Origin of the sequence: Chitinophaga sp. RCC_12 (assembly GCF_041360695.1) — a bacterium.
Taxonomy (GTDB): Bacteria; Bacteroidota; Bacteroidia; order Chitinophagales; family Chitinophagaceae; genus Chitinophaga.
The window spans coordinates 29652-54311 of the sequence record NZ_JBFUPS010000013.1 but is presented as its reverse complement, the minus strand read 5'-3'; the positions used below and the strand labels follow the sequence as shown (position 1 = coordinate 54311).

At 47.3% G+C, this 24660-nt stretch carries 20 protein-coding genes; 11 read left to right on the top strand and 9 right to left on the bottom strand.

Going from position 1 to position 24660, the window contains the following annotated elements; genetic code table 11:
* The first annotated feature begins 216 nt into the window (after positions 1-216).
* The 5 genes from AB6805_RS28830 (at position 217) to AB6805_RS28810 (ending at position 8836) form a co-directional block, all read left to right on the top strand.
* The gene (locus AB6805_RS28830; RefSeq protein ID WP_370912897.1) at positions 217-1257 is read left to right on the top strand and encodes a LacI family DNA-binding transcriptional regulator; all 1041 of its coding nucleotides are present in this window, start codon (positions 217-219) and stop codon (positions 1255-1257) included.
* Between the two features lie 155 nt (positions 1258-1412).
* Positions 1413-3563: an alpha-glucuronidase family glycosyl hydrolase gene (locus AB6805_RS28825; protein WP_370912896.1), complete on the top strand. Its 2151-nt coding sequence runs from the start codon at positions 1413-1415 to the stop codon at positions 3561-3563.
* A 27-nt stretch (positions 3564-3590) separates the two neighbouring features.
* Positions 3591-4340: an SDR family NAD(P)-dependent oxidoreductase gene (locus AB6805_RS28820; protein WP_370912895.1), complete on the top strand. Its 750-nt coding sequence runs from the start codon at positions 3591-3593 to the stop codon at positions 4338-4340.
* A gap of 13 nt (positions 4341-4353) precedes the next feature.
* Positions 4354-6885, top strand: a complete 2532-nt coding sequence (locus AB6805_RS28815; protein WP_370912894.1) for a glycosyl hydrolase 115 family protein — start codon at positions 4354-4356, stop codon at positions 6883-6885.
* Positions 6886-6916: 31 nt separating this feature from the next.
* The gene (locus AB6805_RS28810; RefSeq protein ID WP_370912893.1) at positions 6917-8836 is read left to right on the top strand and encodes a sialate O-acetylesterase; all 1920 of its coding nucleotides are present in this window, start codon (positions 6917-6919) and stop codon (positions 8834-8836) included.
* A 21-nt stretch (positions 8837-8857) separates the two neighbouring features.
* Here AB6805_RS28810 and AB6805_RS28805 read toward each other — a convergent pair whose 3' ends face one another.
* Genes AB6805_RS28805 through AB6805_RS28795 form a run of 3 tightly spaced genes read right to left on the bottom strand, consistent with a single transcriptional unit; the run spans position 8858 to position 11708 of the window.
* Positions 8858-9883, bottom strand: coding sequence for an ABC transporter permease (locus AB6805_RS28805; RefSeq protein ID WP_370912892.1), 1026 nt, complete (start codon positions 9881-9883; stop codon positions 8858-8860).
* Positions 9825-10844 carry an ABC transporter ATP-binding protein gene (locus AB6805_RS28800; RefSeq protein WP_370912891.1) on the bottom strand — a complete coding sequence of 340 codons (1020 nt, stop codon included), beginning with the start codon at positions 10842-10844 and terminating at the stop codon, positions 9825-9827. Before AB6805_RS28800 ends, AB6805_RS28805 begins: the two co-directional genes overlap by 59 nt.
* Before the next feature lie 6 nt (positions 10845-10850).
* Positions 10851-11708: an NEW3 domain-containing protein gene (locus tag AB6805_RS28795; RefSeq protein ID WP_370912890.1), complete on the bottom strand. Its 858-nt coding sequence runs from the start codon at positions 11706-11708 to the stop codon at positions 10851-10853.
* Positions 11709-11922: 214 nt separating this feature from the next.
* On the opposite strand from AB6805_RS28795, the gene AB6805_RS28790 reads away from it, so the two are divergent.
* Complete coding sequence (locus AB6805_RS28790) at positions 11923-12579, top strand: 4'-phosphopantetheinyl transferase superfamily protein (protein ID WP_370912889.1); 657 nt, start codon at positions 11923-11925, stop codon at positions 12577-12579.
* A 164-nt stretch (positions 12580-12743) separates the two neighbouring features.
* Positions 12744-13115: a response regulator gene (locus tag AB6805_RS28785; protein WP_370912888.1), complete on the top strand. Its 372-nt coding sequence runs from the start codon at positions 12744-12746 to the stop codon at positions 13113-13115.
* A 382-nt stretch (positions 13116-13497) separates the two neighbouring features.
* Here the strand turns inward: AB6805_RS28785 and AB6805_RS28780 are convergent, their stop codons facing one another.
* From AB6805_RS28780 to AB6805_RS28765, 4 genes are all read right to left on the bottom strand, one after another.
* A complete protein-coding gene (locus tag AB6805_RS28780) occupies positions 13498-14271 on the bottom strand; it encodes a hypothetical protein (RefSeq protein WP_370912887.1) in 774 nt (257 codons plus the stop codon).
* Positions 14272-14341: 70 nt separating this feature from the next.
* Complete coding sequence (locus tag AB6805_RS28775; RefSeq protein WP_370912886.1) at positions 14342-14869, bottom strand: hypothetical protein; 528 nt, start codon at positions 14867-14869, stop codon at positions 14342-14344.
* A 77-nt stretch (positions 14870-14946) separates the two neighbouring features.
* Positions 14947-15477: a GNAT family N-acetyltransferase gene (locus AB6805_RS28770; protein ID WP_370912885.1), complete on the bottom strand. Its 531-nt coding sequence runs from the start codon at positions 15475-15477 to the stop codon at positions 14947-14949.
* Between the two features lie 5 nt (positions 15478-15482).
* Positions 15483-16004: an N-acetyltransferase family protein gene (locus AB6805_RS28765; protein WP_370912884.1), complete on the bottom strand. Its 522-nt coding sequence runs from the start codon at positions 16002-16004 to the stop codon at positions 15483-15485.
* Between the two features lie 66 nt (positions 16005-16070).
* Between AB6805_RS28765 and AB6805_RS28760 the strand changes: the two genes are divergently transcribed.
* A complete protein-coding gene (locus tag AB6805_RS28760) occupies positions 16071-17543 on the top strand; it encodes a PLP-dependent aminotransferase family protein (protein ID WP_370912883.1) in 1473 nt (490 codons plus the stop codon).
* A gap of 5 nt (positions 17544-17548) precedes the next feature.
* Here AB6805_RS28760 and AB6805_RS28755 read toward each other — a convergent pair whose 3' ends face one another.
* Complete coding sequence (locus AB6805_RS28755) at positions 17549-18976, bottom strand: hypothetical protein (RefSeq protein ID WP_370912882.1); 1428 nt, start codon at positions 18974-18976, stop codon at positions 17549-17551.
* 276 nt (positions 18977-19252) lie between these two features.
* Positions 19253-21649 (bottom strand): TonB-dependent siderophore receptor, encoded by a 2397-nt coding sequence (locus AB6805_RS28750; protein WP_370912881.1) that lies wholly within the window; start codon positions 21647-21649, stop codon positions 19253-19255.
* A gap of 278 nt (positions 21650-21927) precedes the next feature.
* On the opposite strand from AB6805_RS28750, the gene AB6805_RS28745 reads away from it, so the two are divergent.
* From AB6805_RS28745 to AB6805_RS28735, 3 genes are read left to right on the top strand one after another with little or no spacing between them, the layout of a single operon-like run.
* Positions 21928-22602, top strand: coding sequence for a response regulator transcription factor (locus tag AB6805_RS28745; RefSeq protein ID WP_370912880.1), 675 nt, complete (start codon positions 21928-21930; stop codon positions 22600-22602).
* Between the two features lie 51 nt (positions 22603-22653).
* Positions 22654-23328 carry a response regulator transcription factor gene (locus tag AB6805_RS28740; RefSeq protein WP_370912879.1) on the top strand — a complete coding sequence of 225 codons (675 nt, stop codon included), beginning with the start codon at positions 22654-22656 and terminating at the stop codon, positions 23326-23328.
* Positions 23325-24608: a sensor histidine kinase gene (locus tag AB6805_RS28735; RefSeq protein ID WP_370912878.1), complete on the top strand. Its 1284-nt coding sequence runs from the start codon at positions 23325-23327 to the stop codon at positions 24606-24608. Before AB6805_RS28740 ends, AB6805_RS28735 begins: the two co-directional genes overlap by 4 nt.
* The last annotated feature ends 52 nt before the right edge of the window (positions 24609-24660 follow it).

Sequence of the window (24660 nt, the reverse complement as noted above, 5' to 3'; positions counted from 1 at the left end):
CCCGTAAAAAGGTGAGCGCTACAGTTGTGTTCCTTGATTTTGGTTGATCATTCAGTTGTTTCATAACGGGCGTTTTGCGTAAAAAAAATTGATCGCTGGCTGATGGTCAGGGTTTGTTCTGTGAAACGAATATAAGAAAAAATCAGATTTACGTAACCGATTGCATTTTTTTATTCAGAAAAAGTTCATTTCCTTTGAGCAACAAGCTGTACTAAAATGTCAGAGGACCGGGAAGTAACGATATACGACATAGCCAAATACCTGAATGTTTCTGCCGCCACAGTGAGCAGGGGGTTGAAAAACAATCCCATGATCAGCAAAAACACCCGGAAAAAGATCGTGGAGGCCGCAAAATCGCTTGGTTATCAATCCAATACATTTGCCAGTAGTTTAAGGAGCAGGCATACGCATACGCTGGGCGTACTGGTACCGCGACTGAACAGTCACTTCATGTCGTCGGCGCTGGCTGGCATGGAAAACGCCGCCAACCGCCATGGTTACAACCTTATTATTGCGCAATCGCTGGAAGATGTGGAGAAGGAAAAACGCAATGCCGCCACCATGTTTAATAAAAGAGTGGATGGACTTCTCATCTCACTTTCCTCCAATACACAGGACATTAACCACCTGGAGCCTTTCTTCAAACGGAAAATACCGGTCGTGTTCTTCGACCGCGTGTTCCCTCATGAGGAAAGCACCTCCGTTGGCATCAATAACCAGGAAGCGGCCTATAATATTACCAAACACCTGATCGGGCAAGGCTGCAAACGGATCATGCACCTGGGGGGAAATTTACTACGGAACGTTTACCAGGAAAGACTGAACGGCTATAAGCAGGCGCTTCACGACCACCACCTGGCCTTCAGCAAAAAACTTTACTTAACCAGCACGCTTTCAGAACAGGCGGGGACAGACGCCGCCAGGTACATCCTGGACCTGCCCGCCGGCGAGCGTCCGGATGCGGTATTTTCCGCCAACGACACAGCCGCCGTGTATTGCATGCTGGCCCTTAAAGCCGCCGGCCTCCGTATCCCGGAAGATATTGCCTTCGCCGGCTTTAATAATGACCCCATCAGCCGGGTGATTGAGCCCAACCTCACTACCATGGACTATTCCGGCAATAGCATCGGGGACACCGCCGCTACCTATTTAATTAACCACCTTAAAGGGATCAGCAACCTGTATACCACCGATGCCATTACACTCCGTGCGGAAATGGTGATCCGGGCTTCCTCCCTGAAAAAATTACGGGAATAGGTTTTTTTTTAAGATATTTACGCAACCGATTGCGAAAATAGTGCGTAAAAAGCGGCTATTTGCGTTATTTTGGAACCGTTATGAAAGAATTATTCCACGATGATGATGAGCTATTCCGGTAGCTTTATCAGCCACATAAAATAGTTATTGCCGGTATGAAAAAACTCACGTTATTGATAGGATGCCTCTGCTGTTTTCTCATCACAAAAGGAGAAAACGGATATGATCTCTGGCTGAGATATACACCTGTTGCAAATAAAACATTGCTGCATTCCTACCACGAAAATATTACCACCATCATCACCAGCGGATCATCCCCTACGATGGACATTGTAAGCAATGAACTGTCGGCAGGCCTATCCGGTTTACTGCAAACTACCATTCATCACGGTGCTGCTATTAACCGCAACGGCGCTGTCATTGCAGGCACACCCCGCTCCTCTTCCCTGATCAGCAACGCCGGGATTTCCATACCGCTGCAACAGGCCGGTGAAGAAGGATTCGTTATTATCTCTAAAATACTGAACGGCAAACGTTGCATCCTCATCAGCGGCAACTCGGAAAAAGGAGTGCTGTATGGTACCTTTCATTTCCTTCGCCTGCTGCAAACGGAGCAATCCATCCAGCAGTTAAATATTATTTCCGCACCGAAGATCCGGCTTCGGATGCTGAATCATTGGGATAACCTGGACCGGACCGTAGAAAGAGGCTACGCCGGTTTTTCTATATGGAACTGGCATACGCTGCCCGGTTATATTGATCAGCGGTACATCGATTATGCAAGGGCCAATGCATCCATTGGCATCAATGGCACCGTAGTAACCAACGTAAATGCAAATGCCCTTGTGCTCACCAAACCTTACCTGGAAAAAGTAAAAGCGTTGGCAGATGTACTCCGGCCTTATGGCATCAAAGTCTATCTCACCGCCAGGTTCAGCGCGCCGATGGAAACCGGCGGACTAAAAACCGCCGACCCGCTGGATACGTCCGTACAGCGTTGGTGGCAGGAAAAAATAAAAGAAATATATACCTATGTGCCGGACTTCGGCGGCTTCCTGGTGAAGGCCAACAGCGAAGGACAACCCGGTCCGCAGGATTATAAACGCACCCATGCCGATGGCGCCAATATGCTCGCAGATGCCATCGCTCCTTTTAAAGGCGTGGTTATATGGCGCGCATTTGTTTACAGTCACGAGAACCCGTTAGACCGCCACAAGCAGGCCTATGATGATTTTGTTCCACTGGATGGTACCTTCCGGTCAAACGTATTGGTACAGGTAAAAAACGGGGCCATTGATTTCATGCCGCGGGAACCCTTTCATCCGTTGTTTGGCGCCATGCCTAAAACGCCCTTGATGATGGAGTTCCAGGTAACGCAGGAATACCTGGGTCAGGCTACCAGCCTTGTATTCCTGGCGCCGTTGTTTAAAGAAACGCTGGAGAGCGACACTTACGCTAAAGGCAAAGGCAGTACCGTTGCCAAAGTAATCGACGGCAGCCTGGATCATCATTCCTTAACAGGCATGGCCGGTGTTGCCAATATTGGCAATGACATCAACTGGTGCGGTCATCCGTTTGCGCAGGCCAACTGGTATGCACTCGGCCGCCTCGCGTGGGATCATACTTTGTCCAGCGAACAGATTGCAGACGAATGGCTGCGGATGACGTACTCCAATAATCCTACATTCCTGAAACCAGCATCTCGGCTGATGCTGGAAAGCCGCGATATCATTGTACAATATTCCAATCCTCTTGGCCTGCATCATATTATGGGTACCAGTCACCATTACGGACCCGCGCCCTGGGTAAATAACCAGCAGCGCCCGGAATGGAATCCCGTTTATTATCACAAAGCAGATAGCGCCGGCATAGGCTTTGACCGCACTGCTACCGGCAGCAATGCCCTTGCACAATACCAGCCGGCAGCGCGGGCGCAATGGGAAAACAGGCAAACCTGCGATGAAAAATACCTTTTGTGGTTTCATCATGTGCCCTGGACTTTCCGGATGAAAAGCGGCAACAGCTTATGGGAAGAACTGTGCTATCAATATTATAAAGGAGCTGAACGCGCCGGTAAAATGCAGGATACCTGGAAAAGTTTACAGCCATTTGTAGATACACAAAGATTTGAACAGGTAAACATGTTGCTGAAAATTCAACACGAAGAAGCGATCTGGTGGAGAAATGCATGTATATTGTATTTTCAGACCTTCAGCAAAATGCCCATACCGGCGTCGTACGAACAACCAGGCAAAACACTGGAGTACTATAAAAGCCTGCGGTTCCCGTTTGCACCGGGTATTTAACCACAGCATATTAAATCAACGAAGAAGATGACACCAACAAAAAGAAAATTAGCGATTGTAACAGGCGGCGGTTCAGGGATTGGCCTGGCCATCGCCGAAAAGTTCGTGGAACAGGGAATCGAGGTGGTGATTGCAGGAAGAAACCAGGAAAGACTGGATGCCGCCCAACAAAAACTTGGCGCGCATTGTCATGCTATCAACTGTGACGTAACCGACCTTTCCGCCCTTCCCGGTTTTGTACAAACAGTGATTGACAAATACGGCCCCATCAATATACTGGTGAACAACGCGGGTACCAACATGAAAAAGGATTTCACGGAAGTAACGGATGAAGAGTTTCAACAGGTAGTCCTTACCAATCTTACAGCCGTTTTCACGATGAGCCGTGAGGTAGTCAAAAATATGCTGCAGCAGCAGGCTGGCTGCATTATCAATATCAGCTCTATGGCTGCCCAGTATGGTATTCCTAAAGTGATTGCGTATTCTGCCAGTAAAACGGCTATCGACGGCATGACCAGGGCAATGGCTGTGGAGCTGTCGCCCAAAGGCATACGGGTGAACGCTATTGCACCCGGGTTTATTTATTCCGACATGACGGCAAAAGCATTGGACAGTGATCCGGAAAGAAAAGCAAAGGTATTTGGCAGAACGCCGATGGGAACAATGGGACAGCCAGCCGACATTGGCGAGGCCGCGTGGTTCCTTGCCAGTGATGCGGCAAAATTTATTACCGGCGTGATATTACCTGTAGATGGTGGAAACAGTATTGGTTTTTAACAACGCTTAGCCGATGAAACGGATCATATCTTTCTTAACAATAAGCCTGCTGGCTATTTGCTGTGATGCGCAATCGATCATTACAGATAACGCATCAAAAGCAGCGTTTGCCCTGACCCGCGCGGTGATTTGCGTGGACCCGGACGACGGCCAGCCGGTGTTGCAATCGGCCAGCTGTTTGCAACAGGATATTGAGATGGTTACCGGCGTAAAGCTTCCGATATCAGCGACCATTCCCGATGGCCCCGCGATCATCATCGGATCCAATGAAAGATCCAAGCTTGTGCGTGCGCTTACAGCAGCGGGGAACATCCATCCCATCTCCCTGAAAAACCAATGGGAAGGGTACCTTATACAAAGTACTGCCAACCGTTTGATTATTGCGGGAAGCGACAACAGGGGAACCGCTTATGGCGTATTTGAAATATCCCGGCAACTGGGCGTATCGCCCTGGTACTGGTGGGCAGATGTGCCGGTAAAAAAAAGAACGCAGTTGTTTGTTAAACAGCATATCACGATCAGCGATGCGCCCAAAGTGAAATACCGCGGCATTTTTATAAATGATGAAGCGCCCGCATTGGCTAACTGGAGCAAAGAAAAATTTGGCGGCTTTAATCATCGCTTCTATGAAAAAGTATTTGAACTGATCCTCCGGCTGAAAGGCAATTACCTCTGGCCCGCCATGTGGGGTAATGCGTTTTATGATGATGATTCGTTAAATATCCGGATGGCGGAAAAATATGGCATCGTGATGGGCACCTCCCATCATGAACCATTGATGAGGGCGCACGATGAATGGAGAAGATATGGAACCGGGCCGTGGAATTACGACAGCAATGCCGTAAAACTAAAAGCCTTCTGGCGCACCGGTTTACAGCGGGCTACCAATGAAAAGATAGTAACAGTGGGCATGCGCGGGGATGGCGACGAGCCCATGTCGAGAGAAACAGCAACGGCTTTACTGGAACGGATTGTTGCTGATCAACGAAAAATCATCAGCGATGTAACCGGGAAACCCGCCAGTGAAACACCGCAACTCTGGGCCTTATACAAAGAAGTGCAGGACTACTACGACAAAGGAATGAGCGTACCGGATGATGTAACCCTGCTGCTTTGCGACGACAACTGGGGCAATATCCGCAAACTGCCCAAACCCGGTGAGAGAAGCCGCCAGGGAGGCTATGGCATCTATTATCATTTTGATTATGTAGGGGCTCCCAGGAATTACAAATGGCTTAACACCAATTCAATTGCCAGGGTATGGGAGCAAATGCACCTTGCCTGGGAATTCAATGCCCGGCAAATCTGGATTGTAAATGTGGGAGATATCAAACCAATGGAATTTCCCATTTCCTTCTTCCTGGATTATGCCTGGAACCCGGAAAAGACCAGCCCCGGCGACCTTCAGCAATATACCGAACAATGGGCTGCCGCCCAGTTTGGAACACCGTATGCAAAAGATATCGCAGCTATCATAGCCGCCTACACAAAATTTAATGCCAGAAGAAAACCCGAGTTGCTGGATGCCAATACCTACCGGCTTAACTATGATGAATGGGGAACGGTGGTAAAAGATTACAACGAACTGCTGAAAAAAGCCAGCGCGATAGATAGCCTGTTACCCGCTGCGTATAAAGACGCCTACTTCCAGTTAGTACTGCACCCGGTGAAGGCATGCGCCAATTTGAATGAGCTGTATTACTATGCAGCGCTCAACAAAGAAGCTATTAAGAATAAACAGCTAATGGCCAATACCTATGCCGACCGGGTAAAAGCATGCTACCTGGAAGACTCGCTGATCACGGTTGCTTATCATCAATTAAACAACCGGAAATGGAACCATATGATGGACCAGACGCATATTGGCTATACCAACTGGCAGCAACCTCCGGTGCAAAAAATGCCCGCGGTGAAATATTTGCCGGCAGATTCAGCGGAAGAAAGAAAAGCACCGGGCACGCACAAGCTGATGCGCGCAAACATTCCCGGCGGTGTTACCGGTAACGTTTTTTACCAGGAGGAAGAAAAAGGCGTTTCCATAGCAGCAGATCATTTTACGAGAGCCATTCATTCAAACGGTATTACGTGGACGATTTTGCCGGATCATGGAAGAACCGGTTCCGCCATCACGCCTTTTCCGGTTACCGCAAAAGAGCAACAACCTGTTGGCAATGCGCCGCATGTGGAATATGATTTTTATACTTACAGCAAGGGTGAAGTTACCGTCAAAGCTTATTGCTCTCCCACACTGAATTTTCACAGCAACAAAAATGGTTTGCAATATGCAGTATCCATTGATAACGAAGCACCGCAAATCATCAGCATCAATAAGGAAGATGCCATCACTTACACCAGCATCTGGAATAAGTGGGTAGCTGACAACATCATCATCCAATCCAGCAAACATACCCTCTCCACCACCGGTAAACATACGTTGAAATACTGGATGGTCAACAGCGGTGTGATACTGCAGCAACTGGTGCTCGATTTCGGAGATCTGAAAGAAAGCTATCTTGGTCCGCCTGAAACAATTTTTAAAAAATAACGATATCCCTTTCCGTTTTAAAGTTCCTGATATGAAAAAGATAATTCTCCTCCAGTTATTCCTGCTCGCCGTATTCAGCGGGTTCGCACAGTTGAAATTACCCCGGCTTATCCGCGACAGCATGATCCTTCAAAGGGATGAAAAAATAAAATTGTGGGGATGGGCTACCAGTAATGGAAAGGTGCAGGTCCGTTTCAATGGCAAAACATACCAGGCGAAGGCGGATGCAAATGGCAACTGGGAAGTGCATTTGCCGCCTACTAAAGCCGGTGGGCCTTACAACATGGAGATTACTGCGGGTAATAAAATTACCCTGCATGATATCCTGTTTGGAGATGTATGGTTTTGCAGTGGCCAGTCGAACATGGCGCATCAACTGAATGTTCACGATGTAATATATGCCCGCGAAATTGCGGAAGCGAACTACCCGCAGATCAGGCAGTTCCTGGTACCAGGTGGCACCGGCTTATCCGGCCCCATCCCCGACCTGCCCACCGGTTACTGGAAACCGGCCATAGGAGAAGAAACCAGGCCATTTTCAGCAGTCGCCTATTTCTTCGCGAAAAAGATCTACGAAAAATACAAAGTACCAGTAGGCATCATTAATGCCAGCGTAGGCGGAACGCCGATTGAAGCATGGATGAGTGAAAAAGGCCTGAAAGAATTCCCTGCGGCCACGGCAACGATGAACAAAAATAAAGACACCGCTTATCTCAACAGCTTCAAACGGCAACCGGTGAATACGGTGAAACCACCGGCAGACGCAGGACTGGCAGGAACCGATAAATGGTACGACGAGGCGTATAGCCCGAAAGGCTGGCGCAGGATTAATATTCCCGGTTACTGGGAAGACCAGGGCATTAAGGATTTAAATGGCGTGGTATGGTATCGCCGGGAAATAGAACTCCCTGCTGCGATGGCCGGCAAGCCCGCTAAAGTATTCCTGGGACGGATCGTGGATGCGGATGAACTTTACATCAACGGCAAACAGGTGGGGCGCACTACTTACCTGTATCCGCAACGCAGGTACCAGGTACCGGCCGGTGTGCTGAAAGCAGGTAAAAACCTGTTCGTGGTGCGTGTTACCAATACCGCCGGCAAAGGAGGATTTGTACCGGATAAACCTTATTGCATTTTCTCCGGTACCGATACCGTTGATTTAAAAGGCGACTGGCAGTATAAAGTGGGCGCCGTTTTCAGGCCTTTACCCCGCGAAGGCGTAACCGCGGGTATCAACCTGCAAAACCAACCCGCTGCATTATATAACGCGATGGTGTTCCCGGAAATCAATTATACCATAAAAGGTTTTTGCTGGTACCAGGGCGAGACGAATGCCGGTGAGCCCAGGCAGTATGCAAAGCTGCTACCGGCGCTGATCAGCGACTGGAGAGCTAAATGGAACCAGGGCACTCTCCCCTTTCTGTATGTGCAGCTCCCGGGATTTATGGACTACACCTACCTTCCAACAGAAAGCAGCTGGGCCATGATGAGGGAGTCACAAGCTAAGGCGTTGTCGGTTCCCAATACGGCGATGGCGGTGGCGATTGACCTGGGCGAGTGGAACGACGTTCATCCTGATAATAAAAAAGCGGTGGGTGAACGCCTGGCTCTTGGCGCCATGAAAGTGGCTTACAAAGAAAATATTACCTCCAGCGGCCCGCTTTACCAATCGGCTGTTACCAGGGAAAACAGCATCGTTATCAGTTTCACCGATACGGGCAGTGGGCTGATCACCAATGATGGCGAGGCGCCATCCACCTTTGAGATTGCAGGGGCTGATAAGAAATTCGTTCCGGCCAATGCGAAAATAGAGGGGAATAAAGTGACAGTATGGAGCGACGAGATCAGTGCACCCAAATACGTCCGTTATGCATGGTCTGATAACCCGGTGAATCCTAATTTATATAACCGGGAGCTGTTGCCCGCATCACCCTTCAGAACGGACGAGTGACGCGGGGAATACAGCAGATGCTCAGGTACGTATTTCCCTTCGCATAAAAAGATAATAGGAAAGCGCGAAGCATACTACAGTGGCGGCGATCAAACCGCTTACCTGCGGCCATACCACCAGCAGGCTTTCCCGCACGGAAAGCGGCGACGGTATGGCCCCTGCCATCTGCTCCATAGTGAGTGGCCCCAGGCTGCGTACAGAAGGCATCAGCAGCGTGGTAGTGGCATCGGTATACAGCTGGCTTGGTATAAAGCGCAGGAAGGTTAAAATAATCCTGTTATAGGCCAGCAACTGATCCTGGCTTAATACATCCGGATCCGGCAGGAATGCTTTCACAATAATATTCAGCAACACCTGGTAGAAGACCGTAAAGAATAACCAGATAGCGATGGCCGTTAATGCGGAGGTAGCCGTTTGACGAAACTTTACGGACAACAGGATGGAAAGGTTCAGCCAGAACGATACGTAGATCACACTTAACACTACAAAACACAGGATACGTACAAACTCTGAAGGCTCAATCCCTACGCCGGTAATAATGAGGCCGCCGCCGATCATCAGTAAGTTCAATGACAGGAACAATGTGCTGACAACAATCAGTGACGCTACAAATTTTGCATTGATCACGGAGTCGCGGTACACCGGTTGTGCCATCAGGCGGATCAGGGTACCGTTGGATTGCTCAGAGTTAATAGCATCGAAGCCCAGGCTAATACCCAGCAACGGCCCCAGGAAACCCACAAATACGTGGAAAGGAGGTAGCGTACCATCCGTGGTGGTGAGCAGCTTCAGGTATAAAAACAACCGGTCAGGATCGCCCGCATTGGACACTGCTTTGCTGATATTGGTCATGGACACATACATGGAGCCCAGGAAAGTAAGCAGTATCAGTCCGGCTAAAATGATAAACCGCCAGCTGTGTATCTGATCGGCCACTTCCTTGCGCACCATCACAAAAAATGGATTCGTTGCGCTGTTTTGTTTCTTCTCAACGCTTTTTGAACCTGCCGAAAAAAGACCGTTGAAATAAGCCACCTGACTTTTCATTGGATGTATTTTCCTTTAAATTATTTTCAAAATATTGTTGATAGATTTCATCGAGGCCATAGCTTTTCTGCTGTACGCCGGTAACATCAAAACCTTTGCCCACAAAGAAACGCACAATGTCGGGGGTAATGTTCTCCTGGCCGGAGATTTCCACCAGGGTTCCATCGGCGTTTACCTTACTGACTGCAGGCATTTGGAGGAGTTCTTTTTCCAGTGCGCCGGCATCGTTGATGGGTGTTTTTATGGTTACCTGCACCATAAAGGGCGCGGTGTTGAATAAGTTGGCCGCCAGCGTTTCAATATTACCTTCCGCCAGTAAGTGTCCGCCAACGAATATGCCTACACGGTTACACACCTGCTGCACCTGGTGCAGGTGATGTGACGACAACAAAATGGTGAGGCCCTGGCGCTGGTTTAATTGCCTGATAAGCTCCAGGAAATCCCTCACACCTGTGGGATCAATACCCAACGTGGGTTCGTCGAGGATAATTACTTCCGGTTGTTTGATCAGTACTTCCGCCAGGCCAAGCCGTTGTTTCATGCCGCGGGAAAAGGCGCCTGTTTTTTTGTGTATGGCTGCACCGAGACCTACTTCCTCCAGCATATTCCGGGCAACGCCTGTTACTTCTGTTTCCGGGATGCCGTTGAGCCGCCCTATGTAGGTGAGGTTTTCCAATGCGGTGAGTTCATTGTAGAAACCAACACTATCGGGCATGTACCCTACTTTTCGTTTTACCGGGATCGGGTTCCGGGAGGCATTTAGCCCGCAGATGCGCGCTTCGCCTGCGGAAGGTTCTGTGAGGCCGAGGAGCATTAATATAGTGGTGGACTTACCCGCACCATTAGGTCCGAGCAGTCCGAATATTTCGCCCTTCCCGATGGTGAGATGGAGGTTGTCCACGGCCTTCAGGGAGCCGTAGTATTTGGTCAGCCCATTTATTTCAATAATTGGTTGTTCCATAAGCTGCTATCTCCTGCCATATTTACGGATAAGGTAATAAACGGCGCCAAGTGCGGCCACTATCACCAATACGCCCAGCCATCCTGTGAGTGCAGATGTTTTCACCATCATACGGAAAGCTGCACTGGCGTTGGCATTGGTATTTTTAACAGAGAAGTTGGTGACGTAATCACCTGCGAGTGTTTTGTCCGGCACACTCAGTGTAGCGGTAACTTCCGCATCTTTTCCCGGTTCCAGTCGGGTAATGGTGGAGGGAACAAATGCCGCTTCCCATTGCGGGGGCGCCTGTGCGGAGAGGTCGAGGTTGTCGAGCGTAATCGTCCCCGTATTCTTCACCACCAGGTGAATTTCTTTCCGGTTTCCTTCGGTCACTTCATCGCTTAGCCTGCCTGATGGCGTGGTGAGTGTGACCGCATAGCTTCCCTTCACTACCGCTTCGAGATCCAGCTTCGCGGTATCTGTTCCGGTAATGGCCAGCACGGGGATATTATACTTGCCGGGTTTTGTTTCAATGGCCGGATTAATTTCCAGGGTGATGTCCTGGGTCTTTTCTGAATCGATGTTCAGCGATGTTACCTGTACGCCTTCTACTTTAAAGGAGGAGTTCCATCCGGCGGGCAGGCTTGCAGAAAGTTGATAGACACGGGATGCGGCAGATCCGTTATGAAGCCGGGTGTTGTAGGTAAACGTGGTGTTGGTAGCGGCTTCAATGTTAATGAGTCTTGCCGTAAAAGGTGGTGATGAATGATTGTTTCCCTGGGCAATTCCCTGTTTAGCGAATAAAACGGATACAAGCAAAAAATAAAAAAGAGAATGCGGATTCAGCGTAATCCGCCGGCGATAGTGGTTGTTCCTTGCTGACATTGCTAACATAAGATTAATAAATAATAATTATATTCTGATGAAATAATAGCTATTTACTTCTCCATATAGCGGTGGAGAATAGTGATCCGATGTTTCCTAAACGGCGGCCAATTTAACAAGAAATATTAAATGCAATTGCAAAAAAAATGTGAAAATTCCGGAGTAGATTGCAGGTGCAGCACCTGCGAGCGTTTTTTCTTAACCTGATAAAAAAATGCCGAAGACCCTTATCTCTGTTTATTACAGTTGTTATGATACACCCCTGCCCGCGGAAACTTTCAACGGGCTGGTGGCCGCCCTGCCGGAAGGTATGAGGGCGGGCATACAGCGGTTCAGACGTTGGGAAGATGCCCATGCCGGTTTGCTGGGCAAGCGTTTGCTGCAATATGCCCTTCCCGGCCATTCGCTGGCTGATATCGCATACACGGTACACAGGCGGCCGTTTATTAAAGGGGCACCCGATTTCAACATTTCCCATGCAGGTAATATAGTGGTATGTGCGGTTGCCGGCAAAGGTGATGTGGGTATTGACATTGAAAAGCCCACATCATTATCTGTTGAAGACTTTCACCAGCAGTTTACCCCGGAAGAATGGGATGCTATCCGTAACGATCCGGCATCACCGGAAATTTTTTACCGGTACTGGACCCGGAAGGAAGCCGTATTAAAAGCCGCCGGCACAGGTTTGAATGAAGCATTGCACCTGCTTAACGTTATGAATGATGCGGTTTCTTATCATCAACACACCTGGCAGCTTAGCGCGGTACCCATCATGCCCGGCTACGTATGCCATGTTGCATCCGGTGAAGCGGAGATAGCTATTAATACGCATGCGGTGAGCATGCAGGAACTGGTATCCATGTACCGGTAACGCCCGGTTTCTACCTCGGATTGTAGAAAATTATCTTCATAAAATATCCAAAAACATAAAATTATCATCACCCTTAAATTATTGATAAACAATCAGTAAGAAGTAAAATTCCCGTTTTTGGTGCGATATTGGTTTATGATACGGGCACATCAAATCGTATTGCTATGACCAGGAAAATCCTAATCACAGAAAGCGATGTTGATATAAAATTGCTTTTATCATCATTGCTTAAGAAGCATTACCAGATATCTTTCTTGAATGATGCTGAATTATTATTGAAAGGGTCATTTGAGAAACCAGATCTGTTCATCTTAAACAGTCAGCTACCGGACCACAGTATACTGGAAGTATGCAAACACCTGAAATCACATGCTGACACGAGGGAGATACCGATACTGATCATTTCCGCGTCAGAAGATATCGACTCCTTAATGGAAGAATGTCCGGGTGACGATTTTATCAGGAAGCCCTTCTCAGGGGGTGAGTTACTGGAAAAGGTACACAGTGCCATTAATACGAAGATTACGAGTAGATAACTGATGACCGGGTCGCCTTCGGCGGCCCGGAAATTGTCTTGGAGCAGGATTACATTGATTATACTTATTTGCTTGATTTTTACTTTGGGGGATTATTGTGAGATAGATGGGAGATACTGTGGGATAGGGAGAGACATGGAGGAGGATTACTTTTAACGTGTCGTTGAGGTGGACTTGATCAGGAGGTGTTCTTTTGATGAGATGCTTTTAATAAACCGGGGGAAAAGGAGGCTTAAAAGACAGGTTTCTGTGAGTATTTGGGGGTATGTGATGTTTAAGCAGATGGAAAACCAGGCAATTTGTTGTGTAGGCGCATGAGGGTTGGCGAAGAGCGGCTCTTCGTTGCGTAAAAAATAATTTTTTGAGAGAGAATGGCGTTGCTTCATTCCCGTTGTCGTTGAGCTGCCGGGTGTTGGGGCCTGCGACTGATGCGGATTGGTTCTGGCTGAAGGGACCATCGCTTTCTTACATCAGGGATGCTGCCGGCCTTGAGACGCTTTTGTTTGGTGGCTGCAGGCGCCATTACTGCTACTATATCTGCCGCGAAAAAACGGCGGTTACCCGTTGCAATGGTTCCATTAAAACTTCTTACCTGCAAGATGATCAGCAGGGTTCCTTTTCCTGGTGTATTGGCTTCCAGTTCCAAACCGTTGAAAGGCTGGTGTAAGTCGAGCATGACGGTGGTGCTGCTACGGCCGGTAATCCGGCGCTCCCGGAAACAGATACGTACGGCCGTTACCGTAACTTCCAGGTGGGAAGCCTCTCCTTGCGGCGGTAAACTTTGCGCCGGTATTTTTAACAGGCCTTGTTGTGAAACCACTGGCGGATGAGGGAAGAATTGTTCCGTTCCGGTGTAGCGGTTTACCCGGAATCCTTCGAGGCCGCGGAGACTATCACTGCTTGTTTGTATCAAGGCTTTGTTTAGCCGGTTAACGAGCGCCCCGTCGTGGTGAATATGCAGCTGTGGAATGATGGCCCGCCGGATCAGTTTTCCTTTCCTGCTAGCAACGCCAAAGTTCCTGGAAGCCTTCCGGGTAGCGGCAGTTTGCCTTACTGCTTCCGGCATGGTGCGAACGAAGTAATTTCCGTTCCTCCGGTAACCAATGATATTGCCCAGCTTACCGGTAAAGCGGAGCAACCCTGTTTGTTTTGCCATAGGCGTTAACTGTTGTTTTAAAAGTTAAAAAATAAACAACAACAATGGATGCCGGAATAATGCTGAAAAACTAGTCTTTTTTACCGTGTCCTTTTCCGTTATTACCTTTCCCGTTATTGCCTCTCCCATTGTTGCCCTTTCCGTTGTTACCTTTCCCTTCTTTATATTTTCCATTCTTTGGATGTCCTTTTACCACGTAATATTTTTCGTCGTTGCTATAACGGATGATCTGCTGTTTGCCATAATTACCTTTATACCTTTTGTATTTACTGCGGTATACATCCGGATGAAGGTATGGCCTTGGTTCATTCACCACCACTTTATAGCCCCTGTTTAAATCGTAATGATAGCTGGCGGGCAATGATGGGGCGAAGATCCATCTTCCGCCGTTCAGGTATATAAAGCGCCGTTCAGGCACGTAATAATAGGCATCCACATCGGGCAGATAATAGTATTCTGCATAGTCGTATCCAACAGGACCCCAAAGCGGCTGATTACCAATATTCACATTTACATTTATCCCGACCTGTGCCGAACCGGTATTCCCATAAAACAAACCGGCTATAGCTAAACAAGTGACAATCAATATCTTTTTCATGATCTTGTTATTTATAACCTTATAGTTCCAAACGGAGTGCCAATTTGCAGAACCCGGTATCCGGCGGGGCTTTTCACTTATCCCTGCCAGGCTTCCCTGCTGATTTCATACACAAAATTCAGCCTGGGCGCTTCTCCAAAATAAATCACTTCCTGTTCGGCAATCTTTTTTGCCCCAATACGGCCAATGGATACTTGTGAACGGATATTATTTACCCCGATATGGAAGTAAACCGATGAAACGAATTGGAAAATATACTCCAGCATGGTCGCTTTTACCAAATGGTTAACGCCCGTTCCCCAATATGATTTGGCATAAAACGTATAACCTATAAATATGCTGTTTTCCTGCTCATTATATTCATAAAACCGTGTGCTTCCTATAACATTCCCGGTGGCTTTGTCCACTATTTTAAAGGCCCCTTTGCTTTGCATGGCTCCTTCAAAGAATACCCCGAATACTTCTTTTCTCCAGCGGTCTTTATTGGGATGCTGCTCCCATATTTCCGGATCTGATGCCACGGCGTATAAAGCGTCGAAATCTTCCTGCTGCAACGGCAGGATCATTACTTTTTCGTTTTCTAACGTAGGTTGTATGTTAAAAATCATTGGTCTTATTTTAAAATTTTCTTCATCATGATATCTGTTTGCTCATCATCACCCAGTTTGAAAATATGTTTATCAAACGCCGCAAAACCATTTTTCGTGTAAAAGCTGATGGCTCTCTGGTTTTCTTCCCAAACACCTAACCAAACGTAGTGGGCATTTACCTGCGTTGCAATTTGCATCGCTTGTTCATAAAGCATTTGCCCCACTTTTTTGCCATGAAATTCCTGTAACACATAGATCCGTTCAATTTCCAGTGCTTTGTCGTCCTGCAACTCGGTTTGTGATTGCCCGGTATTCAGTTTCAGATACCCGATTACCTTATCATCCAATACCGCAAAATAAAATGACGAGCCTTCATTATTCAATTCGGCGGAGAGCTTTTCTGTCGTAAAACCCTCTTCCAGGTATTTAGTCATATTTTCTTCGGTATTCGTGGCCGAAAATGTTTCGTAAAAGGTTTGCCGGCCGATTTGTTGCAACTGCGCCATATCGGTATCCGTTACTTTCCTGATGATGATATTCTCCATATGTACTATTTTCCGGATCAAAACTACCCATAAATTGGATTACATTTGTAGTCCAATTATAATAAAATGGGTAGTCCAATTTTAGCACAGTTTTTTGATGGCCTGCGTTTCGACCCTTCTTCCGGCAGGGCCGTTTATCTTCAGTTTGCGGATGCCCTTTTGTTGCTGATAAAAAACGGGAAACTGCGTTCAGGGCAAAAGCTGCCCGGTTCAAGGGATGTTGCCGCCCTGCTGCGCCTCAACAGGATTACGGTATCCAAGGCTTATGAAGAGCTGCAGATGCAGGGTTGGCTGGAAAGCTATGTAGGGCGTGGTACGTTTGTGTCGTCGCATATTCCGGAACCGGCGCCCCATGTCCTGCGGCATGGCGGTACAGCGGCAGTTCAAAAAAAGGCAGGATTTTCTGTTACGCCGAAACCTTATGCAGAAATTTCACTGGTGAGTGCGGAGCTTCATTTAGACGACGGATTTCCTGACCCGGCATTGGCGCCAATAAAAGAACTGTACCGGGCCTACCGGAACCAACTGACAAGAAGCGGTCTTTATCACAAATTCGGTAGTTACAGTCACCCGGGCGGCTCCTATTTTTACAGGGATGCCTTATCCCATTACCTGAATGAAACCAGGGGATTAAAGACTACGGCCAAAAATGTTCTTTCGGTAAGAGGTACGTTAATGGGCGTAAACCTGGTATGTAACGCGCTGATTGAAGAAGGCGATGTTATTGTTTCCGGCGTGCCGGGTTGGAATAGAGCGGAACTTAACTTTGCTCACGCCGGCGCGAAACATATTACCATACCCGTGGATGAAAACGGCCTGGTGGTCGACGAACTTAAAAAGATCTGTAAGAAAAGAAAGGTCAGAATGGTGTATGTAACCCCGCATCATCATTATCCCACCACGGTAGCGCTGCGGCTGGACCGAAGACTGGAACTGCTCCGGCTGGCCAATGAATATGGTTTCATCATTTTTGAAGATGATTATGATTTTGACTTTCACTATAAACACCGCCCGTTATTACCGCTTGCAAGCGCCGATGAAAACGGCATGGTTATTTACTGCGGGTCTTTCAGCAAAAGTTTTTCGCCTGCTTTCCGTATGGGGTACCTGGTGGCTGCAGAAAACGTTATTGAACACCTGGCGAAAGTCCGTATCCTGCTGGACCGGCAGGGCGACCATATTTTAGACAATGCCATGGCCGGCCTGTTAAATGACGGCACGTTGCAACGATATCTCAGAAAGGCCTTGCCGGTATATGAAAAAAGGCGCAACCTTTTCTGCGACCTGTTACACCGTGAATTGGGTGATGCAGTAAGCTTCACCATTCCCGAGGGCGGCATGACCGTGTGGACGGAATTTGACCCATCGATCGACCTGGAAAAATTAGCACAAAGGGCCCTTGGCAAGGGGTTATTCCTTTCGGATGGTAAAGCCCATCAATACCGTAACTACCATGCCAATGCCGTGCGGCTTGGCTTTGCCTCTTCTTCAAACGAGGAATTGACGAAGAGTGTGGCCATATTGAAAGGGCTGATCTAAGGGTATTACAGGTTATGAATAAAGGCAATCATCAAAGCGGCCGTAACGCGTGTAGCCGGCACCGCGCCAATGGTACCTGTTAGGAGATTAGACTCTTTCGGATCATCGAAGTTAATAGGTTGCTGGTAACTGCCGGTATGGCCGTAGCCCAACAAAATGCCTGTGCGGAGATTATACTGTCTTCTTTTGATATTTACCCCCAGCTGGCAGTAATAGTTATCCCATGTAGACGTATTAGGCGAAAAGCCATCGGTATTCTCCCTGCTGGCGTAGTTGAAATCGGTTCTGAGGGAGCAATAGCCTGTTAACTGCGGCTTCAGCTGGTAACTAACGCCAACGGACATATTAAAAATGGCCTTTCTGCCTTCCCTCATTTCCAGCAATGCAATGGCGGATGAATTACTATTCCCGGTGTCGGGTCTTTGAAAAATTTCAGGCCGCGGGGTGAGGATATTATAGTCTTTTATTTTCAGAAAGTATTCCGCCGCCATATACACCTGTCCTTTGCGATAGTCATATGCATATCCAAACGCCGCACTGGCGGGCACTTTGTAGTTCGTCTTCAGGTTAGTCTGCCGCGTGTTCGCCAGCAGGTTGATGGGGTCTTCGTCCAGGAAACGGACATTGGCGATGGCCATGTTGCTCAGTAAAGTTCCCCGTCCACGTATATGAATAAGGGGCGACGACAACAAAAACCCGAAATGATGTTTCGTTACTTCATAGCTTAAACCGGCCTTTAGTTTTAAGCCGATGTGATGATAATCCACCTGGTACGCACCCTCGTTACTGGCCAGTGGCAGGGTGCTGGAGGTATTGCTGCCAATCAGTGCACGGGCGGAAACGGTTTCACTGTAATGCTGGGAACGGGATTGTCCTTCTGCCATAAAACCGATGGCCCAGCGGTCAGACAATTTAAACCCTGTGCTGATAAGGGCAGAGGTTTCCCGGGTAAGATTCTGAAAATTGTACTGACCAAGATAATATTCCAGTCCGGGGCTCCCGCTGCCGTCAACCACATTGAGCTTTGTATCCTGTTGCTGGGATACATTGTAATTCAGCACCGCAGTATGTGTAAGTGCATAGCCGATATAAACGGGTTTCCTGCGGCCCAGGGACACGATGCCGGATAACATCTGGGGCACGCTGGAAGTGATACGTGAATGCAGGCTTTTCCCGGTACCGGCGCCATCTTTTATTTTGATGGACTCCACCTGGTACACGGTTCCTGAAATAGAAGCGGTTTTCTTTCTGGTAAGCGCCTGCAATGCGGGATTATAAAAAAGAACGCCGCTATCTTTATTATTAGCAATAACAGCACCGGGCGTAAAAAAGCCACCAGGGCCATAGTTTCCAGACCAATAATTGGCGTCCTGGGCAAACAATAACTGGCTTATGCATATAAAAAGGATGCAAGTGATAATTGCTCTGTTCATCATGCTGTACTTGAGGAGTGAATAAAACGGTTCCCTACTGAACAACTAAGCCGCGAAATTGTTTGGAGCGGATTTTGTCTTTCTCGCTGATTACGCTGATTATACTGATTACTCGGATTTTTACTTTTGGATTTTTTTGGATTTTTAGATTAATAATTAAGGGAGATAAAAGCGAGTATCCGCTTCTATCTCCCTTAATCCTCTATAAATCAAAAAGTAAAAATCCGAGTAATCAGTATAATCAGCGTAATCAGCGAGAAAGACAAAATCCGCGCATTAGAATTTGTAAGACACCGTGCCCGTAAACTGCGTAGGCGGTATTGGATTGATGCTGTAGTTTTCGTGTACGTAGTAGCTGTAGGTGTTGGTAACGTTAGATACTTTACCCATTACTGCGAAGCGTTTGAAAGCGTATCCGGCGCTCAGGTCGAGGGTAGAGAAACCGGGAACAGAAATCAGGCGGTTATATTTTTGTGTTTGATTGACCGTGTTGTTCCAGCCTGCGTAGCGCTGACCGAGGTAGTAGTATCCAACGCCGAGTTTCAGACCTTTCAGTTTTGTTTCCTGTAAGGTATAGAATGCGCTGGCATTGGCGGTATGATTGGGGTTACCTACCAGGCGTTCGCCTTCTATGGAGCTGCCGTTAAGTCCTGATGTTTTTTCGATGGTCATGTTGTTATAGCTGTAGCCTGCTATCAGATCCAGACCGGCTACAGGATGCCCTGCGATATCCAGTTCCACGCCCTGGCTGAGGGTTTCGCCGATCAGTGTTTTAATGTTGGTGTTACTGTTAACGGTGGTGCCATCGCTTAAAAACGCCGCCATTTGTGCGTAGTTGTTATTACGGATGCGGTATGCAGTAACGTTAACGGACAAACGTCCTTTCAGGATATCATTTTTCACACCCAGTTCATATTGTTCGATAGTGGATGGCTTCAGGTTTGCGCCATAGATATCCTGGCCGCTGTTGGGCGTAAATGAAGTGGAGTAGCTGGCGAATACTGCGGTAGAAGCGATAGGCTTGTACACCAGGCCGAAGCGCGGTGAAAATGCGTGATCGTATTTGGATTTACCGGCCGTTTTGCCACCTTTAAAGTTATAGGTAACCGGGGCTTCTGTTTGCAGGTAAGAGAACCGCACGCCTGCCAGTACTTTGATTTTTTCAGAGATGCTGATCAGGTCCTGTACGTAAGCGCCTAACCTGTTTACCGGTGCATTGAGAACGGTTTTCAGCGTGTCTGCCGGCATATCGGTACGGTATGGGAACTTATTGGGTTCGTATACATTGATGATATCGTAGATACCGGTGGTTTTGTTGATGGATGGTACGGTGTAGCCGTAGGTGCCTGTGAGGTACCTGTCGGCGTCCACGCCGGCGAGAACCGTATGTTCTATGGCGCCGGTTCTTACGTTACCGGTTAAATCCACCTGTGCGGCGTAGTAATCTTCATTGGTACCATTTCTTCCCAGCGGGCGGGCCCAGGTGCTGTCGCCTTTTGCCTGGATCCTTTCGATGGAGTAATAGTCCCTGTAATATTTAGAGTAAGCGATATTGCCGGTTATTGCCCAGTTATCGTTCAGTTTATGTTTGATGTTGGCAGATGCGGTGGTTTGTTGTGTATGTGCATATTGCCATGGAGCGCCGTAAAAAGTATTGCGGGGCACTTTGATCAATGCGGTATCGCCGATGGAACCAGTACCAAAGTCGGGGGTAAAATCGTGTTTCAGGTAATCTGCCTGCACTACTAATTCCGTGCGGTCGCTCAATTTGAACAGCAGGGAAGGATTTACATAATATCGTTTGGAGTGTACCTGGTCGCGGTAGCTGTCGGCTGTTTCGAAGGTACCGTTTACGCGGTAGGCTATCTTTGACGACAGGGGGCCGTATACATCGAAAGCGGGTTTCAGTAATCCGTAGCTGCCGGCACGGAGATTTACTTCACCACCGAAATTGAATTTGGGTTGTTTGGTTACCATGTTCATCACAGCACCGGGAGAAACGTTACCATACAGGATGGCGGCGCTGCCTTTCAGCACTTCTACCCTTTCGAGGGAGCTCATTTCGGGCATAGCGCCGGAGTTAACGCGGGCGCCGTTTTTGAAGGTATTGGTGCTGGAAAATCCGTATCCGCGGGCATTGAATGTTTCCTGGGTACCGGCTCTCATGGAGGCCATGTATACGCCGTTGATGTTTTTTACCACGTCGCTGAGGCGTTGTGCCTGCTGGTTTTCCAGTACTTCATGGCCGATGATGGACACGCTTTGCGGCAGGTCCATTACCGGTACCGGTAATTTGCCGATGCTTACCGGTCTTTTATTGATGGTTCTTGTTTTAGTGCCGTCTACCACTACTTCGTTCAACTGGCTGGCGGTTGCTTCCAGTGCGATATTTACTGCGGTTACTTCATCTGCGCCAATGGTTACGGATTGGTTCAGTGTTTTAGCGCCGGTGTAAGAGATGATCAGTGTATAATTACCGGGCTTTACATTCTTCAATGTAAAGAGACCTGCTTCGTCGGTCAGGGTACCTTTTTTAGTATCTTTTAATCCAATTGTTACAAATGCTGCAGGCTGCCCGTCGGCGGAGCTGATCTTTCCTTTAATGACACCTGTTTGTGCCAGTACAGTAAGGTTGATAAAAATGAGGCCGAGAATAAAGTATAAATGTTTCAACGAGATTAATTTTGTGCAAAGAAAAATCAATCCTGTCGATTAGCTCAGACGGATCGGGAAAAGTTCGATGGCCCTTGTACACCGTGATTAACCCCTCTAAATGCGGTGATACCGCCGTTATCCATCTCCCTAAAAGATAAACAAAGTACCAAACAATACACAAGTAGCTGTTATACAACATATTAAGAAAGACGCCCAGGATGACTATGTGACGCTAGTCCCATACCGCCAACGGGTAAATTCAGAATTAATTCAGAATTGAAGTTTAATTTAGTGCCATGAAATTACTGATTATAGAAGACGAGATACAGCTGGCACAAAGCATTATCTCTTATTTATCAGGTGAAAATTACGTATGTGAATATGCAGGTACCTATCAGCAGGCATTGGCAAAAATAGAGATGTTTGACTATGAATGTATCCTGCTGGACTTGATGTTACCCGGCGGCGATGGTATCAGGCTGCTGGAAGAAATAAAAAAACGGGAGAAAGACGAGGGCATTATCATCATTTCTGCGAAAGACTCCTACGAAGATAAAATACAGGGATTAAAAACCGGGGCAGATGATTACCTGGCAAAACCGTTTCATTTACCGGAGCTATCGGCCAGGATTTTTTCCGTTATCAGAAGAAGAAAATTTAATAACAATAATATTATCCGGCAAAATGAACTCACCATTAACCTGCTGGCTAAAACAGTGCTCATTAATAATGCACCTGTAACCCTCACAAAAAAAGAGTTTGACCTGCTACTCTATTTTATCAGCAACAAAAATAAGGTTATCTCTAAAAATGCGCTGGCGGAGCATCTTTCAGGCGATATTGCCGGTATGCTTGACGACCACAATTTCATTTACGCCCACATCAAAAATCTGAAAAAGAAACTAACGGAGGCCGGGTGCGGTCATTATCTTAAAACTATTTACGGCACCGGTTACAGGTGGGAAGTGTAGTACTCCTTTCAAATTTCAAATTTATTCAAAATTCGCCCCTACTTTTGAAAGATGAAAGTACTCCTCATTGAAGACGAGCAACAACTGGCAGACAGCATTATCCGTTATTTATCGGGTGAGCATTACCTGTGTGAACATGCGAAGAGCTACCAGCAGGCGTATGAGAAGATCCACCTTTATGAATATGAATGCATATTACTTGACCTGATGTTGCCCGGAGGAAATGGCATCAAACTACTGGAACAAATAAAAGAAGAAAATAAAGATACCGGTGTTATTATTATTTCTGCCAGAGATGCCATTGATGATAAAATAAAAGGGTTGCAGACAGGCGCAGACGATTATCTGGCTAAACCATTCCATCTTTCGGAGCTAAGCGCCCGGATCTATTCCGTGATTCGCAGAAGAAAATTTCAGAACAGCAATATTATTGAACAGAACGAACTAAAGCTGGACCTGCTCGCAAAAAAAGTACAGGTGCATCAGCAGGAGGTATTCCTTACCCGGAAAGAGTTTGATCTGCTGATGTATTTCCTCGGCAATCAGAACAGGGTGCTTTCAAAAAATGCGCTGGCAGAGCATCTTTCAGGGGATATTGCAGACATGCTGGACGACCATAATTTCGTGTATGCACATATCAAAAACCTGAAAAGAAAACTTAGTGAAGCAGGTTGTGATAATTATCTGAAAACAATTTATGGAACCGGTTATAAATGGGAGATATGAATAAGCTGCTTAACAAATCGATGAAGGCATTTGTGTTATATGCCGGGATTGTACTGGCATGCAGTATTCCCGCGTATTACGCCATCATCGACTTTATCTGGGAACATGAATTAAAAGAACATAACCGGATTGAGAGTGAAACCACCCGGCAAAACTTACAGGCGCTTTCCCTCACCAATGAAGAACTTACCGAAAGTGTGACGCTGTGGAACAAACTACGGCCGGAAACACAATTGCAACCCGCTGCAGCAGTACGGCCGGATTCCACCTATAACATCTACCGGAAAAATAAATATATACCTGCAAAGGGCTGGGACAGGTTCCAGGGGCTTGTTACTTATTTTACTATCAACGGAAAAGTATTCCGGCTCACCCAGGAAGCCAATATGGAGGAATCCCATGAAACCATTATTGCCATTGCGGGTGTGACATTCCTCTTTTTCCTCATCCTGCTGGGCGGTCTTATTTTTATCAGCCGGAAAATATCGGAAAAACTGTGGCGGCCTTTTTACAACAGCCTGCAAAAGATTCAGTCGTTTGACCTTCACAAACAATACGCCATTCAATTTGAGAAAACCGGCATTGAAGAATTTGAAACGCTTAACCATCACCTGGAAAAACTGATTGCGGGCAATATTGCAGTATACAAACAACAAAAGGAGTTTACACAAAATGCGTCGCATGAATTGCAAACGCCATTGTCTATCGTAAAATTTAAGCTGGACCTTTTATACCAGAGCAAGCCGATAACGGATGAACAGTCTGAGCTTATTAACGAGGCACATCAGTCGTTATCTAAGGTAACACGGATCAATAAAAACCTTTTACTACTGGCTAAAATTGAAAACAGCCAGTTTTCCGGGAAAGAAGCCATCAACCTGTCGGCGCTGCTGGAAAATCATATTTCATTACTGGAGGATTTCCTGGAGGACAAGCAACTGCAGGTGATCAGGCACATTACGCCAGGTGTGGTATTATCAGGGAATAAAGTGTTGGTGGAAATTATGCTGACGAATCTTATCATGAACGCCGTGCGGCACAGCAACCTGGGCGATACTGTGATGATGACACTGACGGAGCGCCAACTAGAGTTTTCCAATATGGGTGCAGCTCCGTTAGAGGAAAAGATCCTTTTCAGGCGTTTTGGCACCTCCTCTCCCAACAGCACCGGCACCGGGCTAGGGCTGGCCATTGTGCGCCAGGTATGCCGCCTGCATGGCTGGCAGGAAAGCTACCGTTTTGAAAACGGCTTTCATATTTTTACTGTGGCATGGGCATAAATTCTAAATTCCTGCCAAATCGTATTTCATCTTTGCCATCATAAAGTATGCA

What these genes read in the sequence shown, in the direction of transcription:
- AB6805_RS28745 (WP_370912880.1), top strand. Translation starts at nt 21,928, where the DNA reads ATGAAATTACTGATTATAGAAGACGAGATACAGCTGGCACAAAGCATT.
- AB6805_RS28780 (WP_370912887.1), bottom strand. Translation starts at nt 14,271, where the DNA reads ATGGCAAAACAAACAGGGTTGCTCCGCTTTACCGGTAAGCTGGGCAAT.
- AB6805_RS28765 (WP_370912884.1), bottom strand. Translation starts at nt 16,004, where the DNA reads ATGGAGAATATCATCATCAGGAAAGTAACGGATACCGATATGGCGCAG.
- AB6805_RS28805 (WP_370912892.1), bottom strand. Translation starts at nt 9,883, where the DNA reads ATGAAAAGTCAGGTGGCTTATTTCAACGGTCTTTTTTCGGCAGGTTCA.
- AB6805_RS28735 (WP_370912878.1), top strand. Translation starts at nt 23,325, where the DNA reads ATGAATAAGCTGCTTAACAAATCGATGAAGGCATTTGTGTTATATGCC.
- AB6805_RS28770 (WP_370912885.1), bottom strand. Translation starts at nt 15,477, where the DNA reads ATGATTTTTAACATACAACCTACGTTAGAAAACGAAAAAGTAATGATC.
- AB6805_RS28825 (WP_370912896.1), top strand. Translation starts at nt 1,413, where the DNA reads ATGAAAAAACTCACGTTATTGATAGGATGCCTCTGCTGTTTTCTCATC.
- AB6805_RS28790 (WP_370912889.1), top strand. Translation starts at nt 11,923, where the DNA reads ATGCCGAAGACCCTTATCTCTGTTTATTACAGTTGTTATGATACACCC.
- AB6805_RS28795 (WP_370912890.1), bottom strand. Translation starts at nt 11,708, where the DNA reads ATGTCAGCAAGGAACAACCACTATCGCCGGCGGATTACGCTGAATCCG.
- AB6805_RS28820 (WP_370912895.1), top strand. Translation starts at nt 3,591, where the DNA reads ATGACACCAACAAAAAGAAAATTAGCGATTGTAACAGGCGGCGGTTCA.
- AB6805_RS28755 (WP_370912882.1), bottom strand. Translation starts at nt 18,976, where the DNA reads ATGAACAGAGCAATTATCACTTGCATCCTTTTTATATGCATAAGCCAG.
- AB6805_RS28785 (WP_370912888.1), top strand. Translation starts at nt 12,744, where the DNA reads ATGACCAGGAAAATCCTAATCACAGAAAGCGATGTTGATATAAAATTG.
- AB6805_RS28815 (WP_370912894.1), top strand. Translation starts at nt 4,354, where the DNA reads ATGAAACGGATCATATCTTTCTTAACAATAAGCCTGCTGGCTATTTGC.
- AB6805_RS28810 (WP_370912893.1), top strand. Translation starts at nt 6,917, where the DNA reads ATGAAAAAGATAATTCTCCTCCAGTTATTCCTGCTCGCCGTATTCAGC.
- AB6805_RS28800 (WP_370912891.1), bottom strand. Translation starts at nt 10,844, where the DNA reads ATGGAACAACCAATTATTGAAATAAATGGGCTGACCAAATACTACGGC.
- AB6805_RS28740 (WP_370912879.1), top strand. Translation starts at nt 22,654, where the DNA reads ATGAAAGTACTCCTCATTGAAGACGAGCAACAACTGGCAGACAGCATT.
- AB6805_RS28775 (WP_370912886.1), bottom strand. Translation starts at nt 14,869, where the DNA reads ATGAAAAAGATATTGATTGTCACTTGTTTAGCTATAGCCGGTTTGTTT.
- AB6805_RS28760 (WP_370912883.1), top strand. Translation starts at nt 16,071, where the DNA reads ATGGGTAGTCCAATTTTAGCACAGTTTTTTGATGGCCTGCGTTTCGAC.
- AB6805_RS28830 (WP_370912897.1), top strand. Translation starts at nt 217, where the DNA reads ATGTCAGAGGACCGGGAAGTAACGATATACGACATAGCCAAATACCTG.